Raw genomic sequence first — 20,960 nt, forward strand, 5'->3', positions numbered from 1 at the left:
CAGACACCAGGACTTGGTGGGAGCCCGTCCGCGTTCTTGCGCGGGAACGGGCTCCGCCGGGCGGTCCGCACCCGCGCACCGCCCGGTGGAGCCCGGCCGCTACCGCGTCAGCAGCTCCTCCAGGACGTCGGCCCCCTTTGACGCGCCGCCCGCCCCGCGCACGATCCGGCTCAGGGCCGCCGCCCGGGGGCGGCAGGACCGGACGTCCTGGACGGCGTCGCGCAGGCCCTGCACGGTCGGCTCGGCGAGCGTCCTGCCGACCCGCAGCTCCTCCGCCCGCCGGGCGACCGCCCGCTGTTCCGGGATCTGCGGCACCGCCACGAAGGGCACCCCGTGGTAGAGCGACTCCATCGCCGAGTTCATCCCGGCGTGGCTCAGGAACACCTCGGTGTGTCGCAGCACCGCCACCTGCGGCACGTGCGCGTGCACTTCGACGTTCGCCGGGATCGGGCCCAGCGACTCCTGGTCCAGCCCGCCCACCGCCATGACGACCTGCCAGTCGCTGTCCCCGAACGCCTCGACGCAGGTCCGGTAGAACTCGGGCCGGTCGTTGAAGACGGTTCCCAGCGATATCAGCAGCACCGGGGCCTGTGACCGGGGGCTCCACTCCTCGGTGGTCTGCCGGCTGCTCAGCGACGGCCCGACGAAGTGGAAGCGCTCGTCGAAGGTGTCCCCCGACATCTGGAACTCGCGGGGGATGAACACCAGGCTCGTCGGGGCCACGTGGCCGAACATCAGGTTCGGGTCCCCGAGGAAGGCGTGGCCCTGCGCGAACTTCCCCATGTCCTGGATCGCGGCCACCAGCCGGGGGTCGGTGTGGTCGAAGTCGGCCGGTAGGTACACCTGCGCCGCCGAGAAGGACTCGTTCTCCGCGAAGGTCGGCACCAGGGAGATCTCCGGCACGTCGAGCAGGTTCGCCAGCATCCTCCCGGTGAAGGTCACCGAGTCGTAGCACACCGCGTCCGGCGGGTCGGCCGAGAAGTGCTCGGCCAGGACGGGGAAGGAGGCACGCGCGTCGTCGAGGTAGTACTCCATCGTCACGGCGAGCTGTTCCGCCGTGAACTCGCCCCGCGCCGCCATGTCGGGCGGCAGCTGCGAGGGCAGGGTCACCGGCGACGCCCCGGCGGCGACGGCGGCGTCCATGGTGGCCGGTCCCGTGGCGTAGCTGACCCGGTGACCGCGCCGGACCAGCTCTTCGACCAGCGGCAGGGTCGGGTTCACATGCCCGGACGCGGGCGCGCTCACGAAGGCGACATGGGCCATCAGCTCTCCTCCAGGATGACCGGAAGAGTCTTGTGTCCGTTGGTGAAGAAGGAACCCAGCGGCTCGAGTTCGGACGACGGGACGGCCAGCCGCAGCCGGGGGAACCGGGAGAACAGCGCGGACAGCGCCGTCGTCGCCTCCAGCTTCGCCAGGGGGCTGCCGAGGCAGAAGTGCACGCCGTGCCCGAAGGTGAGGTGGTCGGCCCGCGACGGCCGGGTGACGGAGAAGTCCTCCGCGTCGGCCCCGTGCCGCGCCGGGTCGCGGCCGGCCGCGCCGTAGGACAGCAGGATCGCCTCGCCCTTGCGGATCCGCACGCCGTCCGCGGAGATGTCCTCCACGGCGTACCGCAGCGGCAGGTTCGGCACCGGCGCCTGCCAGCGCAGGGTCTCGTCCACCACGTCCTCCCAGGTGCTGGTCCCGGACCGGACCAGGGCGAGCTGGGACGGGTGCGTGGCCAGCGCGTGGATGGCGTGGTCGAGCAGGTTGACCGTCGTCTCGAAGCCGGCGGAGATGGTCAGCAGCAGGGTGTCCAGCAGTTCCCGCTCGGACAGTCGCGTACCGTCCGCCTCCTGCGCGGCGATCAGGTCGCTGGTCATGTCGTCGCCGGGGTCGCGCCGCTTGGCGGCCACGAGGTCCTTGAGCAGCATGTACAGCTCGCCGGAGGCGGCCTGCACGCCCGCCGGGTCCGCGTCGAGGCTGAACACCGCGTCCACCAGCCGCCGCAGGTCCGCGCCCGTCTGCGCGGTCACCCCGAACAGTCCGGTGATGACCTGGATCGGCAGCGGGAACGCGAACCGTGCGCGCAGGTCGACCGTCTGCCCCGGCGGCACCGCGGCCAGGTCGGCGATCAGGCCGGCCGTGATCTCCTCGACGCGCGGCCGCATCGCTTCGATGCGGCGCTGGGTGAACGCCTTGGCCACCAGGCTGCGCAGCCTGGTGTGATCGGACCCGTAGGCGGTGAACATGTTCTGCATCGCGACCCACATGATCAGCGGCCAGTCCGGCGGGATGTCGCCGTCGCGCCACAGGGGCCAGTGCTTGTTCGCGTCCTTGGAGACCTTCGGGTCGAGCAGCAGCTTCTTCGTCAGGTCGTGCCCGGTGACGGCCCAGGCCGACACGCCACCGGGCAGTTCGACGGGCGTGGCCGGGCCGCGCTCGCGCAGCGCGGCGGCCTCGCCGAAGATGTCGCCGCCCGAGGGGTCGATGACGTACGCGTCGGCGGACGCGACCTGCGCGCGCACCGGTTCGGTGAAGACGGTGGTCGTACGGGGCTTGGGGGGCTCGGTGACCTCCAGCAGGGTCGCGGTGAACCGCGAGCCCATGCCGAGGCCGATCGACATGATGGTGTCCCCGGGCTTGAGGGTCTCGTCGTGCAGCAGGTGGTCCATGCCGAGCAGTTGGTCGCACGGCCCGACGTGGCCGAGCTCGCGCAGCATCGGCCAGGTGGTGCGGCTCAGGTCGATGCCGAGCGGCTCCAGCACGACGACCTCCAGTTGGGCCAGGCCCAGACCGGTGACGACGAACCTGGTGATGTCGGCGATGCTGACGCCGGCCTCCTTGGCGGCCTGCTCGACCGCGGTGACCAGTGCCCCGCTCATCAGCGTCAGGTACGGGGCCAGGCCGGTGACCTCGATCGGCGTACGGTTGCGGTGGCCCTTGGGGTCCGGGATCGTCGGGGTGGCGAGGACCTCCATCTGGGTCGCGGAGCTGTTGGCGGTCGCGACCAGGCGCGCCCGGCCGCCCTCGCGGTTGAGCACGGCCGCGACCGCACCGTCGGCCAGGAAGATCCCGACGGTGGGCTGCCAGCGTTCCCACCGCGGCGGCAGGAACCGGGCGGTGGCCGTGACCAGGGTCGCGGTCGCGGCCGGGTCGGCCACCAGGTGCGCGGCGGCGGACTGCAGCGCGGCCGAGCCGCCGTTGCTGGTCGCCTCGACCTCGTAGACGAGGGCGTGGCCGAGGCCGAGGACGCGCTGCAGGTGGCAGGAGGACGCCATGTGGTCCTGGTGGTCCATCTGCGCGTAGGCGGCCATGGAGATGTCGGCGCCGCTGAGGCCGGACTCGCGCAGGGCTCCGATCGCCGCGTGCACGGCCATCGCGTGCTCGGTGACGTCGTCGGAGCTGGTGAACGACACGAAGTCCGAGAGCGCGAGCAGCCGCCGCATGGTCTCGGTGTCCGGCACTGCCTGCGTCGCGGGCGTGCGGGGCGGCAGGTACCGCCCCGTTCCGCCGATGTAGACGTTGTCCCAGATCATGCTTGGTCCTTTCCCCTGAGTTCGGACAACCCGGCCCCGTACCCGTCGAAGTCGAGGAGCCATGTACTGATGGCCAGCGCCGTGGCCGCGGAGTTCTCCTCCAGTGCGGTGAAGTGGTCGCCCGGGACGGTGAGCACCTCCTGGACGGTGGTGGACAGCCGGGGCCACGAGCGCTCCCCGGTGCCCACCAGCAGCACGGGCGCGGTGACGGGCTCCGGGGCGCCGGCCAGATCGAGGTAGCGGCCCATGGCCACCAGCCGGTCGTCGTCGACCGGGTGGACCTGGTGGCCGGCGTCGAGCATGCCGGTGAGCACACCCGGCAGGTCGTCGGGGTAGCCGTCGATGAGCACCACGGCGCTCGGCCGGGCCCCCCGCCGTTCCAGTTCCCTGGCGGTCGCCAGCGCCAGCCACGCGCCCACCGAACGGCCGACCAGCACCGGCGCGGCGACGGCCGACGCGGCCTCGGCGAGCGCCTGGACCAGGACGTCGGCGTCCGCGGGCAGCGGGTCGCCGGCGAAGCCCGGCAGGGTGACCGCCGTGACGTCGCGGGCGGCCTCCAAGGCCGCGGCGAACCGCCCGTACTCCTCGATGCCGCCGGACGCCAGCGCGGACGGCAGGCAGACCAGCGACGGCTGGAGGAAGCCGGTCGCGAGGGCGACCGCCTCGGCCTCGGGCGCGTCGGTGGCCGGGCTCAGCCGGGACACCGTGGCCAGCAGATCGAGGCCGTCCTGCGCGCGGCCGACGTCGACGGCCTTGCGCAGCAGGCGCTCCATCGGCCCGGCGACCCGGTTCTCCGGCGAGCACAGCTGCCCGTAGAGGTGGTTGACGAGCTGTTCGGGCGTCGGGAAGTCGAAGACGAGGGTCGCCGGGAGCTGGAGCCCGGTGGCCGCGTTGAGCTGGTTGCGCAGCTCGATGGCGGTCAGCGAGTCGACGCCGTGGTCGCGGAACAGCCGGCGCGGGTCGTCGATCCCGCCGGGGGCCATCCCGAGGATGCTCGCGCTGTGCCTGACGACCAGGTCGAGCAGCAGGGCGCGCTGCTCGGGCTCGGGCAGGGCTTCGAGCCTGGCCCGCAGGTCGCCGGGGCCGGCCGCCGGGGCCGGCGCGCGCCGCGGCCGGGCGAGTCCGCGCAGCAGCGCGGGCGGGGTGTCGATCGCCGCGAGGTCGAGGCGGACCGGCACCAGCGCCGGGCGTTCGCCGGCCAGGGCGGTGTCGAACAGGCCGAGGGCCTGCTCGGTGGCCAGCGGCAGCATCCCGGTCCTCGCCAGCCGGCGCTGGTCGGCCTCGGTCAGGTTCGCGGTGATGCCGCTGGACTCGGCCCACTGGCCCCAGGCCAGGGAGGTGGCCGGCAGGCCGCGCGCGTGCCGGTACTCGGCGAGCGCGTCGAGGAACGCGTTCGCGGCGGCGTAGTTGGCCTGCCCGGGGGCGCCGAACACCCCGGACGCCGAGGAGAACAGCACGAACGCCCGCAGGTCCAGGTGCTCGGTGGCCTCGTGCAGGTGCCACGCGGCATCGGCCTTCGAGCGCAGCACCGTGTCGATCTGCTCCGGTGTCATCGATCCCACCACGGCGTCGTCGACGACCCCGGCGGCGTGCACGACGGCCCGCAGGTCGGGGATCGAGGCGACGAGATCCCTCAGTGCCCCGCGGTCACCGGCGTCGCAGGCGACCACGGTGAGGGCCGCGCCCAGCTCCTCCCGGAGGCCGGGCGGCTCGACGCCGCGGCGGCCGGCGAGCACCACGTGCCGGGCGCCGTGCCGGGCGACCAGGTGCCGGGCGACCAGGACGCCGAGGGTGCCGGTGCCGCCGGTGATCAGCACGGTGCCGTCCAAGGGCGCACCGTTCAGGGGCCCGGCCGGGGCGGTCGGGGCGGCCGGTGCGGCCGGTGCGGCCGGTGCGGCCGGTGCGGCCCGCACCAGCCTCGGCACGAGGGCGGTTCCGTCGCGCAGTTGGATCTCGGGCTCGCCGTCGCTCACGGCGGCGCGCACCGCGGCGGGGATCGCCCGTCGCGAGGCGGCCGTGCCGTCGTGCCGGACGGTCAGGATCCGCCCGGGGTTCTCGCTGTGCGCGCTGCGCAGGAAGCCGCGGGCGGCGGCCGAGGCCAGGTCGTCGCCGGTGAGGACCACGAGCCGGGCCGGCGTGTCGGTGGCCAGGAACTCCCCTACCCTGCCGAGCAGTTCCCGGGTCACCGTGTGGACGGCCGCGACCGGTTCGCCCTCGCCGACGACCTCGTGGAGGACCGTCTCGGTGTCCGGGCCGTCCGGTGCCGCCATCGGGGTCCAGTCGACGGCGAACAGCGTGTTCGGCCGGCGCCCGACCCCGTGACCCGCCGTTTCGACGGGCCGCAGGACGATCTCGTCGATGGTCACGACCGGTGTCCCGGCGGTGTCGGTGATCCGCACCGCGTAGGTGTCCGGCCCGGTCGGGTGCAGCACCACGCGGACCGTCGCGGCCGACCCGGTGACCGACACGCCGGAGAACGAGAAGGGCATCCGCGCCGGGCTGCCGCCGGCGCCGCCGTCCTCGGCCGCGAGGCCGGCGAGCAGGGTCAGCGGCTGTATGGCGGCGTCCAGGAGCGCGGGGTGGACGCGGTAACCGGTGAGCTGCGCGGGGTCCTCCGGGAAGCTCACCTCGGCGTGCAGGTCCTCGCCGTGCCGCCGGATGCCGGTGAGCCCCTGGAAGGCCGGCCCGTACTCGTAGCCGGCTTCGGCGAGCCGGTCGTAGAGCGAGCCGATGTCGATCGGCGCGGCCTCGCTGTCGTCCGCCCCGGGCACGGCCGTCCGGTCGGCCCGTGTCGCCCGGTCCGGCGGACTGAGCACGCCGGTCGCGTGGCGGGTCCACTCGTCGGGCTCGGCGGAGGTGCGGGAGTGGACGGTGACGGGTCGGCGTCCGGTGTCGTCGGGCGCGCCGACGGTGACCTGCACGTACACGCCGTCGCGCTCGGACAGCACGAGCGGCGCCTCCAGGACCAGCTCGGACAGGACGGGGCTGGCCGTGTGCTCGCCGGCGTGGACCGCCATGTCCACGAACGCCATCGCGGGCAGCAGCGTCGAACCGAGTACGGTGTGCTCGGCCAGCCACGGGTGGAGGGAAGCGGAGAGCTTCCCGGTCAGCACCACGCCCTGCCCGTCGGGGAGCTTCACCAGGGACCGCAGCAGCGGGTGGTCGGGCGTGTCGAGGCCCTCCGACGGGGTGGTGGGCTGGAGCCAGTAGTGCCGGTGCTGGAAGGCGTACGAGGGCACCCGCACGTCCGGCGTCCCCGCCGGTGTCGTCGCGGGTGGCGTCCAGCGCGCGGCGCCGTCCGCCCACAGCCGCCCCAGACCTGCGAACAGCCGCTCCGGGGAGTCACCACCACGGCGCATCAAGCCGTTCCCCACCAGCACCGGATGCGGACCCACCTCCAGCAGCCCCGTGACCCCCTGGCCCGTCAGCCACTCCATCGCGTCGGCGAACCGGACCGGCTCCCGCACCTGCCGCACCCAGTACCCGGGCTCCCCCAGGTCCACCGGACGCCCGGCCACCGTGGAGACCACCGGGATCACCGGCTCACCGAACGACAAGCCCTCAGCCACCTTGCCGAGTTCCTCCAGCACCGGATCCATCCGCGCCGAATGGAACGCGTGACTGACCTCCAGCCGCCGCACCCGGCGCCCACGGCCCTGCCACACCTCAGCGACCGCCGCCACCGCGGCCTCGTCGCCCGACACCACCACCGCGTCCGGCGCGTTGACCGCCGCCACCTCGGCACCCGGCGCCAGCGACCCCACGACCTCCTCCAGCGACGCCTGGAGCGACACCATCGCCCCACCACCGGGCAACTCCTGCATCAACCGGCCCCGCGCACCCACCAGCACACACGCGTCCTCCAAGCTCAGAACGCCCGCCACATGAGCCGCCGCCACCTCACCCACCGAGTGCCCCACCACGAAGTCCGGCCGCACACCCAAGGACTCCACCAGCCGGAACAGGGCCACCTCCAGGGCGAACACCGAACCCTGGGTGAACAGCGTCTGCCCCAGCACCCCATCCGCGTCCTCGAACAGCACCTCCACGGGCAGCTCCAGCAGTTCGCAGACCTCGTCCAACACCCGTGCGAACACCGGGAACTCGCGGTACAGGCCCCGTCCCATCCCCGCCCACTGACCACCCTGACCGGAGAACACGAACGCCGACCTGCCCGAGTCGCGGGCTTCGCCGGTCACCAGCCCGGGATGCGCCTCCCCGCGCAGCAGGGCCGCCAGTGCCTCCGGTCCGGTCACCATGGCCCGGTGGGGGAACCGGGTCCGCGCGGCGAGCGCGGCGGCGATTCCGTCCGCGTCGGGGGCCTTGGCCGCGTACGCCTGCAGCCTGCGGGCCTGGGCCCGGAGCGCCTGCTCGGACTTGGCCGACAGCAGCCACGGCACTGGCACGACGGCTGCGGGAGCGGCGGGGGACTCGGGCGAGGTCTCCTCGGCCGGTTCCGGGGCCGGCTCCGGCGCCGGGGCCTCCAGGATCACGTGCGCGTTGGTACCGCTGATGCCGAACGCCGACACGCCGGCACGGCGGGGACGCCCCGTCTCCGGCCACGGCCGGGCCTCGGTCAGCAGTGAGACCTGGCCCGCCGACCAGTCGACGTGGGAGCTCGGCGCATCGACGTGCAGCGTCGGCGGCAACTGCCCGTGCCGTATCGCCATCACCATCTTGATCACACCCGCCACACCGGCCGCCGCCTGGGTGTGCCCGATGTTGGACTTCACCGACCCCAGCCACAACGGCTCCACCCGGTCCCGGCCGTACGTCGCCAGCAGCGCCTGCGCCTCGATCGGGTCACCGAGGGTGGTGCCCGTACCGTGCGCCTCCACCGCGTCCACCTCTGACGCCTCCAACCCGGCGTTGGCGAGGGCCTGACGGATCACCCGCTCCTGCGACGGACCGTTCGGCGCGGTCAGCCCGTTGGACGCCCCGTCCTGGTTGACCGCCGAACCCCGCACCACCGCCAGCACCCGGTGACCGTGACGACGGGCGTCCGACAGCCGCTCCAGGAGCACGACACCCGCGCCCTCACCCCACGCCGTACCATCGGCCGCCTCGGCGAACGCCTTCACCCGCCCGTCGGCCGCAAGCCCCCGCTGGCGGGAGAAGTCGATGAAGGCGGCGGGTGTCGCCATCACCGTCACCCCGCCGGCCAGGGCCAGCGAGCACTCCCCCGAGCGCAGCGCCTGCGCCGCCAGGTGGATCGCCACCAGCGACGACGAGCACGCCGTGTCCACCGACACCGCAGGACCCTCCAGCCCCAGCAGGTACGACACCCGCCCGGAGGTCACACTCGTCGCCGTGCCGGTGGCCACGTAGCCGTCCGCGTCGCGCGAGATCTGGTCCACTCCGCCCGCGTAGCCGGATGCCCAGATGCCGGTGAACACGCCCGTCTGGCTGCCCCGCAGCGACGTCGGATCGATCCCCGCGTCCTCGAAGGTCTCCCACACCGTCTCCAGCAGCACCCGCTGCTGCGGATCCATGGCGAGCGCCTCACGCGGCGAGATCCCGAAGAACGCGGCATCGAAGCCACCCGCATCCCCCAGAAAGCCACCCGACCGCGTGTACGACGTCCCCGGACCACCGGCAGGATCGTAGAGACGACCCACGTCCCACCCACGATCCGATGGGAACTGCCCCACCGCGTCCACCCCACCGGACACCACATCCCACAGCTCCTGGGCGGACCCCACCCCACCCGGATAGCGGGCCCCCAGCCCCACCACGACCACCGGATCATCCGACACCGGTACCCCGACCGGCACGGGCGCGACCGTCCGGCGCTCCTTGCCGAGGACCACCTCACGCAGGTATTCGGCCAGCCGGGCCGGGGTCGGGTGGTCGAAGACCATCGTCGCCGACAGCCTGGTTCCGACCGCCGTGGACAGCCGGTTGCGCAGCTCCACGCCGGTCAGCGAGTCGAAGCCCAGGTCCTTGAAGGCCAGGTCGCCACCGATCTCGTCGCTGCGGCCCAGCACGGCCGAGGCGTGGGTGCTGACCAGGTCGAGCAGAATCTCGCGTTGCCGGGCCTCGGGGAGCGATCCCAGCTCGCCCGCCAGTCCGGTGGTCCGCACCGGTTTGCGGGCGCGTGTCAGCGCGCGCAGCACCGGCCGGTCGCCCAGTGCGGACACCTTGAGTCGGGCCGCGACCACCGCCGGTTCCGCGGTGTCCAGGCCCCCGTCGAACAGCCCGAGTCCGTAGTCGGTCGCCATCGGCAGCAGCCCCGCGCGGGCGAGGCGTTCACCGTCGGCCTCGGACATCTGCCCGGTCAGCCCGCTGGCCTCGGCCCAGTAGCCCCAGGCCAGCGACACCCCCGGCAGGCCCTGGGCACGCCGGTACGCGGCCAGGCCGTCGAGGTAGGCGTTCGCCGCGGCGTAGTTCGCCTGCCCTGCCGCGCCCAGCGTCCCGGCCGCCGAGGAGAAGAGGACGAACGCCGTCAGGTCCCGTCCCCGGGTGAGTTCGTGCAGGTTCCACGCCGCCCGTGCCTTGGGCTCCCAGACCGCGGCGAGACGTTCGGGGGTCAGCGACTCGACCACGGCGTCGTCGAGCACGCCGGCCGCGTGCACGACCGCGGTCAGCGGGTGCGCAGCCGGGATCGCGTCCAGGACGGCCGCCAGCGCGTCCCGGTCGGCCACGTCACAGGCCGCCACGGTCACCTCCGCGCCCAGCCCCTCCAACTCCTCGCGCAACGCCGCCCCGCCACCACCGCGGCTGACCAGCAGCAGGTGCCGCACACCCCGCTCGGCCACCAGGTGCCGGGCCACATGACTCCCCAGCGTCCCCGTACCACCGGTGATCAGCACCGTACCGTCGGGGCCGATCGGCTGGGGGACGGTGAGAACGATCTTCCCCACGTGAGCGGCCCGGCTCATGAACCGGAAGGCGTCCCGCGCGTGGCGGACGTCCCAGGTGGTGAGCGGTGGCAGCCGCAGCTCGCCCGCGCCGAGCAGCCGGACGGCCTCGGCCAGGATCTCCGCCAGCCGCTCCGGTCCCGCGTCGGCCAGGTCGAAGGCCAGCACGCCGGGCCGGACGTCGGCCTTGCCCATCTCCACGAACCGCCCGCCGGTCGCGAGCAGCCGCAGGGAGGCGTCCAGGAACTCGCCGGACAGCGAGTTCAGGACGACGTCCATGGGCGGGAAGCTCTGCTCGAACTCCAGGGTGCGCGACGAGGCGATGTGGTCCTCGTCCAGCCCCAGGGCGCGCAGGATGTGCCACTTGGCCGGGCCCGCCGTGGCGAACACCTCCGCCCCGAGCCGCCGGGCCAGCTGGATCGCCGCCATGCCGACACCACCGGTACCCGCGTGGATCAGCACCCGGTCACCGGCCTTCAGCCCGCCCAGGTCGCACAGGCCGTACCACGCCGTCATGAACGCGATCGGCACGGTGGCGGCCTGGGTGAACGACCAGTCGTCGGGGATGCGCACCAGCACCCGGTGGTCGGCGACGGCCACCCGGCCGAACGCGCCGGGCAGCAGCCCGGCGACCCGGTCACCCGGCCGCAGCCCGGTGACCTCGGCGCCGACCTCGGTGACGACGCCCGCGCCCTCGCTGCCGAGCAGCGCCGGGTCCGGGTAGACGCCGAGGGCGATCAGCACGTCCCGGAAGTTCAGGCCGGCCGCCCGCACGGCGACGCGCACCTCCAGGGGACCGAGCGGGGCCTGCTCGTACGGCAGGAAGGCGAGGTCGTCCAGGCTGCCCGTGCCCGCCTGCGTCAGCCGTCCGTCGAACGCGTCCTCCGGTGCGGAACGCACGAGCCGGGGCACGTAGACGGCCCCCCGGCGCACCGCCAGCTGGTCCTCGTCGCCGACCGACAGGCCGTTGGGCAGCTCGTCGGCGTCCACGAGCACGAACCGGCCGGGGTGCTCGGACTGCGCGGACCGGACCAGGCCCCATACGGCCGAGGCTTCCGGGTCGCTCACCGCGTCACCGGGGACGACGGCGACCGCGCCCCGCGTGCGCACCACGAGCCTTTCGCCGGGCCCGGCCAGGAAGTCCTGGACGGCCGTCAGCGCCTCGACGACCGAGCCGGGCGAGACGACGGCGTCGCCGAGCGCGCCTTCGCCGGGGGTCAGCGGAATCCAGTCGAGGGCGTGCAGCGGGCCGCGTTCGGCCATCGGACGGGTGGTCAGCGCCTCGATGGTCGCCACGGGCTCGCCGGACCGGTCCGCCAGGTGGATGGCGTACGTGCCGGGGCGCACCACCGTCAGCCGTACGCGCGCGGAGGTCACACCGGTGCGGTGGACCGCGATCCCGCCCAGCGAGAACGGCAGCCGCACGTCGCCTTCCGTGCCGGACAGCAGCGCCAGCGGTTGCAGGGCGGCGTCCAGCAGGGCCGGATGGACGGAGAACCGGGCCGCGTCCGGCACGGTGACCTCGGCGAACACCTCATTGCCGCGGCGCCACACCGCCTGCACGGCCTGGAAGGCCGGCCCGTACTCGTAGCCCGCCGCGGCGAGCGTGTCGTAGAGCCCGGTGACCGGTTCCGCGCCGGCCGGCGGCCATTGCGTCAGTTCCCGCTCGACGACGGCCCGCCCGACCACAGGCTGCCCGCTCACCGTGCCGGTGGCGTGCCGCGCCCAACCGTCCGTACGGGACCGGACGTCGACCGTGCGGCGGCCGGTCCCGTCCGGCTCGCCCACGACGACCTGCACGTCCACCGCGCCGTCCGCGGGCAACACCAGCGGCGCCTCCAGGACCAGTTCCTCCACTGCCGCCCCGGCCGCGTGCACCACCAGTTCCACGAACGCCGTCGCGGGCAGCAGCACCGTCCCCAGGACGGAGTGGTCCGCGAGCCAGGGGTGGGTGGCCAGGGAGAGCCGACCCGTCAGGACCCGCTGCTCGCCCACCTCGACAGCGGCGCCGAGCAGCGGGTGGTCCACCGAGTCGAGCCCGGCCGCGGACACGTCTCCCGCGCCTCCGGCGAGCCAGAACCGCGTCCGCTGGAAGGGGTAGGTGGGCAGCGCCACCGGCTCCCCTTCGGGGAACGGCCACCGCACCGGCACACCCGCGACGAACAGCCGCGCCGCGGCGGCCAGGAACTCGGCCGGGGTGCCGTGGTCGCGGCGCAGTGTCCCGGTCACCACACCCGCCTCGTGCTCCTCCAGCGCGGGCGTGAGCACCGGGTGCGGGCTGATCTCGACGAAGACGGGGGCGCTACCCGAGGCGAGCAGCAGCCGGGTGGCCTGGTCGAACAGCACGGGTTCGCGGAGGTTGCGGTACCAGTAGTCGGCGTCGAGGGCGGAGGTGTCGATCTCCTCGCCGGTCACCGTCGAGTGGAACGGGATCGCCGCCGGGTGCGGTGTGATGTCGGCGAGGTCGGTGAGCAGTTGCTCGCGGATCGCCTCGACCTGGACGGAGTGGGCGGCGTAGTTGACGGGCAGGCGGCGGGCGCGGATGCCGTCGGCCTCACAGGACTTCAGCAGTTCGTCCAGCGCGTCCAGATCGCCCGACACGACGACCGAACCGGGGGCGTTGACCACCGCCACCGTCAGCCGGCCGTCCCAGCGGGCCACGAACTCGGCGGCCTGCTCATGCCCGAGGCCGACCGACACCATCCCGCCCTGGTCGGCCAACACCGCCAGCGCGCGGCTGCGCAGGGCGACCACCTTCGCGGCGTCCTCCAACGACAGCGCGCCCGCCACGTACGCCGCCGCGATCTCCCCCTGCGAATGCCCGACGACCGCATCGGGCTCCACACCATGGGCACGCCACAGTTCGGCCAGCGCCACCATCACCGCGAACAGGGCGGGCTGCACCACATCCACCCGCTCCAGCGAACCACCGCCCGTCAGCACCTCCACCAACGACCAGTCCGTGTACGGCGCCAACGCAGCATCACACGCGTCGACCGCCTCCCGGAACACCGGCTCCGAGACGTACAACTCCCCACCCATACCGACCCACTGCGCACCCTGCCCCGGGAACACGAACACCGAACGACCCAGCGGGCGGGCGGTCCCGGTGACCAGACCCGGCGCCGTGCCGCCCTCGGCCAGGGCGTCCAACGCCTCCACGCCGCTCACCACCACGGCCCGGTGCTCGAACACGGTGCGGGCAGCCAGAGCAGCCCCGACGGCCGCCGGGCTCACCTCGGGACGTACGGCGGTGAAGGCGCCCAGCCGGCGCGCCTGCTCCCGCAACGCCGCCTCCGACTTCCCCGACAACACCCACGGCACCACCCCACCCGAGGACCCGGTCGAAACTCCGACCGGCTCCTCGGCAGCCGCCTCGATCACCACATGCGCGTTGGTACCGCTGATGCCGAACGCCGAGATGCCCGCGCGACGCAGGTGGCCGTTGTCGGGCCAGGGCCGGGCCTCGGTGAGCAGTCGGATGTTTCCGGACTCCCAGTCGACGTGCGAGGTCGGCGCATCGACATGCAGCGTCGGCGGCAACTGCCCGTGCCGCATCGCCATGACCATCTTGATCACGCCCGCCACGCCGGCCGCCGCCTGGGTGTGGCCGATGTTGGACTTCACCGACCCCAGCCACAACGGCTCCACCCGGTCCCGGCCGTACGTCGCCAACAGCGCCTGCGCCTCGATCGGGTCACCGAGCGTCGTCCCCGTGCCGTGCGCCTCCACCGCGTCCACGTCCGCCGTCGACAGTCCGGCGTTCGCCAACGCCTGCCGGATCACCCGCTCCTGCGACGGACCGTTCGGCGCCCCAAGGCCGTTGGAGGTGCCGTCCTGGTTGACCGCCGAGCCCCGCACCACCGCCAGCACCCGGTGGCCGTTACGGCGGGCGTCGGACAGGCGTTCCAGCAGCACCAGGCCGGCGCCCTCGGCCCAGGCCGTACCATCGGCGGCCTCGGCGAACGCCTTCACCCTGCCGTCGGGAGCCAGGCCGCGCTGGCGCGAGAACTCCGTGAAGCCCAGCGGGGTCGCCATCACGGTCACCCCGCCGGCCAGGGCGAGCGAGCACTCTCCCGAGCGGAGTGCCTGCGCTGCCAGGTGGATCGCCACCAGCGAGGACGAGCAGGCGGTGTCCAGCGAGACCGCCGCACCCTCCAGCCCCAGCAGGTAGGCGATCCGGCCGGAGGTCACGCTGGTCGCGGCGCCCGTACCGAGGTAGCCCTCGGCGTCGGCGGGTGCCTGGTCGCCGTAGCCGGATGCCCAGATGCCGGTGAAGACGCCCGTCTGGCTGCCCCTCAGCGACGTCGGATCGATCCCCGCGTCCTCGAAGGTCTCCCACGCGGTCTCCAGCAGCACCCGCTGCTGCGGATCCATCGCCAACGCCTCACGCGGCGAGATCCCGAAGAAGTCCGCATCGAACCCCGCCGCGTCCGCGAGGAAACCACCCGACCGCGTGTACGACGTCCCCGGGTGATCCGCATCCGGATGGAACAACCCCTCGACGTCCCACCCACGATCCGACGGGAACGCCCCAATCGCGTCCACCCCACCCGACACCAGGCCCCACAGGTCCTCCGGAGACCCCACCCCACCCGGATACCGGGCCCCCATGCCCACGATCACCACCGGATCAGCGGCATCACCCACTCCACCCGCCGGCACCACCGGCACCACACCTCCACCGAGGATCCCGCTCAGCAAGTGCTCGGCGAGTTGCCGCGGGGTGGGGTGGTCGAAGGTGACGGTGGCGGGCAGGCGCAGGCCGGTGGCGGTGTTGAGCCGGTTGCGCAGTTCGACGGAGGTCAGGGAGTCGAAGCCGAGGTCCTTGAACGGCTGCCGGTCCCATCCGGCCCCCGGTTCGCGGTGACCGAGCACGGCGGCGGTGTTGGCGGTGACCAGGTCGAGTGCGGCTCGCAGCCGTTCGGCCTCCGGCAGTGACCGCAGGCGGTCGGCGATCGCGCCGTGCCGCGCCGGGCGCCGGGCCGCCTTGCGGGAGACGAGGCCCTTGAGGGCCGCCGGGGCCGCCGGGGAGCCCGCCATCACGGACAGGTCGAGGCGTACCGGCACCAGCGCGGCCCGGTCCGTGGCCAGGGCCGCGTCGAACAGCGACAGGGCGTGGTCGGTGGCCAGCGGCACGACCCCGGCTCGCGTCAGCCGGTCCTGGTCGGCACCGGTCAGGTGCCCGGTCATGCCGCTGGCCTCGGCCCAGTAGCCCCAGGCCAGCGAGGTCGCCGGCAGGCCGAGGGCGCGCCGGTGCACGGCGAGGGCGTCGAGGAAGGTGTTGGCCGCGGCGTAGTTGGCCTGCCCGGGGCTGCCGAGCGTCCCGGCCGCCGAGGAGAAGAGGACGAACGCCGTCAGGTCCCGTCCCCGGGTGAGTTCGTGCAGGTTCCACGCCGCCCGTGCCTTGGGCTCCCAGACCGCGGCGAGACGTTCGGGGGTCAGCGACTCGACCACGGCGTCGTCGAGCACGCCGGCCGCGTGCACGACCGCGGTCAGCGGACGCCCGGCCGGTATCGAATCCAGGACGGCCGCCAACGCGTCCCGGTCGGCCACGTCACAGGCCGCCACGGTCACCTCCGCGCCCAGCCCCTCCAACTCCTCGCGCAACGCCGCCCCGCCACCACCGCGGCTGACCAGCAGCAGGTGCCGCACACCCCGCTCGGCCACCAGATGCCGGGCCACACGGCCCCCCAGCGTCCCCGTACCACCGGTGATCAGCACCGTACCGTCGGGGTCGACCGGCTGGGGAACGGTGAGAACGATCTTCCCGACATGAGCGGCCTGGCTCATGAACCGGAACACCTCGACCGCGTCCCTGACCCCGCGGACGTCCAACGGCAGCGGTGCGAACCCGCCGTCCGTGAAGGCCCGTACGACGGCGTCCAGGATCTCGCCGAGCCGTTCCGGCCCCGCGTCGGCGATGTCGAACGCCCGGTAGACGAGGTCGGGATGGTCGGCCGCGTCGCGGATGTCGGTCTTGCCCATCTCCACGAACCGCCCGCCGGGCACGAGCAGCCGCAGGGAGGCGTCGACGAACTCGCCGGACAACGAGTCCAGGACGACGTCCATGGGCGGGAACTTCTGCTCGAACTCCAGGGTGCGCGACGAGGCGATGTGGTCCTCGTCCAGCCCCAGGGCACGCAGGATGTGCCACTTGGCCGGGCCGGCCGTGGCGAACACCTCCGCCCCGAGCCGCCGGGCCAGCTGGATCGCCGCCATGCCGACACCACCGGTGCCGGCATGGATCAGCACCCGGTCACCGGCCTTCAGCCCGCCCAGGTCGCACAGGCCGTACCACGCCGTCAGGAACACCACGGGCACGGACGCGGCCCTGGCGAACGACCAGTCGTCGGGCATCCGGACCAGCAGCCGCTGGTCGGCGACGGTGACCGGGCCGAAGGCGCCGGGGACCAGGCCCATGACGCGGTCGCCGGGCCGGAACCGGGTGTCCGGGCCGGTTTCGAGGACGACGCCCGCGCCTTCGCCGCCCATCAGGGCCTCGCCGGGGTAGACGCCGAGGGCGATCAGCACGTCCCGGAAGTTGAGTCCGGCCGCCCGCGTGGCGATCCGGACCTGCCCGGGCCCCAGCGGCTCCATGAGCTCCGGGCGGGGCACCAGCGCCAGGTCGTCGATGCTGCCGGTGCCCGTGTCCTCCAGCCGCCAGGTCCCGTCGGGCGGGGTGAGGCTCGCGCCGACGCGGACCAGGCGGGGGACGCGCAACGTCCCCTGGCGGACCGCCAGTTCCGGCTCGTCCGTGCCGGCGATCAGCGCGGGGTCCCAGGTCGGGTCGGCGTCGACCAGGACGAACCGGTCGGGGTGCTCGGCCCGCGCGCCGCGGACCAGGCCCCAGACCATCGAATGGTGGAGGCCGACCACGTCACCGGGCGCGGCGGCGACGGCGTTGCGGGTGACGACCGCCAGCCGCGTCCGCTCGCCCGCCAAGTGGTCCCGGATCACGGCGAGTACGCTCCGCGCGCTCTCGTACGCCGCCTCGACGGTGTCCGCCTCGGGCTCCGGCCCGGGCACCTCGTAGACGACCAGGTCCGCGAGGTCGCCGCCCGTCGATGCCGGTTCGAAGGCCGGCGATTCAAAGGGCAGCCAGTCGAGTGCGTACAGGCTGTCCGGGACGGCGCCGGCCTCCCGGACGGTCAGCGACGTGATGACCGCGACCGGGGCGCCGTCCGGATCGGCCACGGCCACGGTGAACGTGTCCGGCCCGGTGGCGGACAGGCGTACGCGCAGCGTCCGGTGGCCCGTGGGCCGTATCGCCACTCCGCTGAACGCGAACGGCAGGCCGGTGCGGTCGGTGAGGAACGCCATGGGGTGCAGTGCGGCGTCGAGCAGCGCGGGGTGCAGGGCGAACGGTTCCTCGGCGGGAAGCTCCACCTCGGCGTAGACGGTGTCGCCGACCCGCCAGGCCGCCGTGACGCCCTGGAACGCCGGCCCGTACTCGTAGCCGAGCACGGACAGCGAGTCGTAGAGCCCGTCGACGTCGAGGGGCTCACCGGCCTGCGGCCAGTCCCAGGCGCTCAGCGCCGGCTCCTCGCCCAGGGTCCCGGTGGCGTGCCGCACCCACTCGTCGCCGTCACGCGAGTACACCGTGAGCGGGTTGCGGCCGTCGTCCTCGGGGCCCACGACGACCTGGAGGTCCACCGCGGTGTCGTCGAGGACGAGCGGCGTTTCGAGCACCAGCTCCTCGACCGCGCGGCCGAGCCGGCCGGCCGCGTAGGCCGCCATCTCCGCGAACGCGGTGCCGGGCAGGAGGACGGAGCCCCGCACGGCGTGGTCGGCCAGCCACGGGTGGGTGGCGAGCGAGATCCGTCCGCTGAGCACCGCGCCGTCGGGCAGTTCCACGAACGTGCTGAGCAGGGGGTGGTCGCCCGACGCCGTCGGGACGGGCCGCAGCCAGTACGGCTGGCGCTGGAAGGCGTACGTCGGCAGGCTGACGGGCTCGGTGTCGTCCGGGAACCGCCACTCGACCGGGACACCGTGGACGTGCAGGCGGCCGAGCGAGGTGAGGAAGTCGTCCTGGTCGCGCCGGAGCGTGCCGGTGACGAGGAGGTCCGAGCCGTGGTGATGACCGGTCTCCTCGACGGCGGAGACCAGGACCGGGTGCGGGCTGGCCTCGACGAAGACGGTGTGGCCGTGGTCGAGCAGCGCACGGGTGGTCTGGTCGAACAGCACGGGTTCGCGGAGGTTGCGGTACCAGTAGTCGGCGTCGAGGGCGGAGGTGTCGACCGGTTCCGCGGTGACGGTGGAGTAGAAGGGAACGTCCGCGGTCCTCGGCTCGATCCCGGCGAGGTCGGTGAGCAGTTGCTCGCGGATCGCCTCGACCTGGACGGAGTGGGCGGCGTAGTTGACGGGCAGGCGGCGGGCGCGGATGCCGTCGGCCTCACAGGACTTCAGCAGTTCGTCCAGCGCGTCCAGGTCGCCCGACACGACGACCGAACCGGGAGCGTTCACCACCGCCACCGTCAGCCGGCCGTCCCAGCGGGCCACGAACTCGGCGGCCTGCTCATGCCCGAGGCCGACCGACACCATCCCGCCCTGGTCGGCCAACACCGCCAGCGCGCGGCTGCGCAGGGCGACCACCTTCGCGGCGTCCTCCAACGACAGCGCGCCTGCCACGTACGCCGCCGCGATCTCCCCCTGCGAATGCCCGACAACAGCGTCGGGTTCCACACCATGGGCACGCCACAGCTCGGCCAGCGCCACCATCACCGCGAACAGGGCGGGCTGCACCACATCCACCCGCTCCAGCGAGCCGCCACCGGTCAGCACTTCCACCAACGACCAGTCGGTGTACGGCGCCAGCGCAGCGTCACACGCGTCGACCGCCTCCCGGAACACCGGCTCCGAGGCGTACAACTCCCCACCCATGCCGACCCACTGCGCACCCTGCCCCGGGAACACGAACACCGAACGACCCAGCGAACCGGCGACACCCGTGATGACACGGGGGTCTCCGTCGGCGAGGGCGGCCAGTTCCGCCATGAGGTCGCTCCGGGTGCTGCCCACCAGGGCCGCCCGGTGCGCGAGCAAGGTGCGGGTGGTGGCGAGGGCCCGACCGATCGCGGCCGGCCGGAGTCCGGGGTGGGCGGTGACATGGTCCGCGAGCCGCCGGGCCTGGGCGCGCAGGGCGTCATCCGTCTTGCCGGACAGCAGCCACACGGTGGGCTCCGCCGAGTCGTCCGCGGCGGACTGTCCGACGGTTTCCTCCGGGAACTGTTCGATGACGACGTGCGCATTGGTGCCGCTGATGCCGAACGCCGACACGCCGGCACGGCGGGGACGCCCCGTCTCCGGCCACGGCCGGGCCTCGGTCAGCAGGGAGACCCGGCCCGCCGACCAGTCGACGTGGGAGGTCGGCGCGTCCACGTGGAGGGTCCGCGGCAGTTCACCGTGTCGCATCGCCATGACCATCTTGATCACACCCGCCACACCAGCGGCGGCTTGCGTGTGCCCGATGTTCGACTTCACCGACCCCAGCCACAACGGCTCCACCCGGTCCCGGCCGTACGTCGCCAACAGCGCCTGCGCCTCGATCGGGTCACCGAGGGTGGTCCCGGTGCCGTGGGCCTCCGCCGCGTCCACGTCCGCCGTCGACAGTCCGGCGTTCGCCAACGCCTGCCGGATGACGCGTTCCTGGGACGGACCGTTCGGCGCCGCGAGCCCGTTCGACGCGCCGTCCTGGTTCACCGCCGAACCCCGCACCACCGCCAGCACCCGGTGGCCGTTGCGACGGGCGTCCGACAGGCGTTCCAGCAGCACCAGGCCGGCGCCCTCACCCCAGGACGTACCATCGGCCGCCTCGGCGAACGCCTTCACCCTGCCGTCGACGGCAAGCCCCCGCTGCCGCGAGAATTCGACGAATCCCGCCGGCGTCGCCATCACCGTCACACCGCCGGCCAGGGCCAGCGAGCACTCCCCTGCCCGCAGTGCCTGCGCCGCCAGGTGGATCGCCACCAGCGACGAGGAGCACGCCGTGTCCACCGACACCGCCGGACCCTCCAGCCCCAGCAGGTACGACACCCGCCCGGACGTGGCGCTGGTGGCCGTTCCGGTGGCGAGGAAACCTTCGAGGTCCGGCGGCGGCTGGTTGCCGTAGCCGGAGGACCACAGGCCGGTGAACACGGCGGTGCGGCTGCCGCCGAGTGTGGTCGGGTCGATGCCGGCGTACTCGAAGGTCTCCCAGGCGGTCTCCAGCAGCACCCGCTGCTGCGGATCCATCGCCAACGCCTCACGCGGCGAGATCCCGAAGAACCCGGCGTCGAACCCGGCGCCGTCGGCGAGGAAGCCGCCCGATCGGCTGTAGGTCGTGCCCGGCCGGTCCGGGTCGGGGTCGTGGACGACGTCCCATCCACGGTCCGGCGGGAACTCGGTGATCGCGTCGGCGCCGTCCGAGACGAGCCGCCAGAGGTCGGCCGGGGACTCCACTCCGCCCGGGTAGCGGCAGCCCATGCCGATGATCGCGATCGGTTCGCGCGCGGCCTCCTCCATGTCGGCGAGGCGCTTGCTGAGCACTCCCAGGTCGGCCGTGGCGCGCTTGAGGTAAGTGCGGAGCTTCTCTTCGTCGGACATC

At 73.6% G+C, this 20,960-nt stretch carries 3 protein-coding genes; all 3 read right to left on the reverse strand.

Features of this window, described 5'->3' with window-relative positions; translation table 11 throughout:
• Positions 1 to 99: 99 nt before the first annotated feature.
• From ACZ5OX_RS33995 to ACZ5OX_RS34005, 3 genes are read right to left on the reverse strand one after another with little or no spacing between them, the layout of a single operon-like run.
• Positions 100 to 1,263: a macrolide family glycosyltransferase gene (locus tag ACZ5OX_RS33995; RefSeq protein ID WP_465635475.1), complete on the reverse strand. Its 1,164-nt coding sequence runs from the start codon at positions 1,261 to 1,263 to the stop codon at positions 100 to 102.
• Positions 1,263 to 3,515 (reverse strand): cytochrome P450, encoded by a 2,253-nt coding sequence (locus tag ACZ5OX_RS34000; protein WP_465635477.1) that lies wholly within the window; start codon positions 3,513 to 3,515, stop codon positions 1,263 to 1,265. The genes ACZ5OX_RS33995 and ACZ5OX_RS34000 overlap by 1 nt, the downstream gene beginning before the upstream one ends.
• A complete protein-coding gene (locus tag ACZ5OX_RS34005) occupies positions 3,512 to 20,959 on the reverse strand; it encodes an SDR family NAD(P)-dependent oxidoreductase (RefSeq protein ID WP_465635479.1) in 17,448 nt (5,815 codons plus the stop codon). The genes ACZ5OX_RS34000 and ACZ5OX_RS34005 overlap by 4 nt, the downstream gene beginning before the upstream one ends.
• Between the last annotated feature and the right edge of the window lies 1 nt (position 20,960).

This window comes from Kitasatospora sp. NPDC032121 (assembly GCF_055580145.1).

Excerpts from the sequence above, each read along its gene's own strand:
- ACZ5OX_RS33995 (WP_465635475.1), bottom strand. The coding sequence starts at position 1,263 with ATGGCCCATGTCGCCTTCGTGAGCGCGCCCGCGTCCGGGCATGTGAAC.
- ACZ5OX_RS34000 (WP_465635477.1), bottom strand. The coding sequence starts at position 3,515 with ATGATCTGGGACAACGTCTACATCGGCGGAACGGGGCGGTACCTGCCG.
- ACZ5OX_RS34005 (WP_465635479.1), bottom strand. The coding sequence starts at position 20,959 with ATGTCCGACGAAGAGAAGCTCCGCACTTACCTCAAGCGCGCCACGGCC.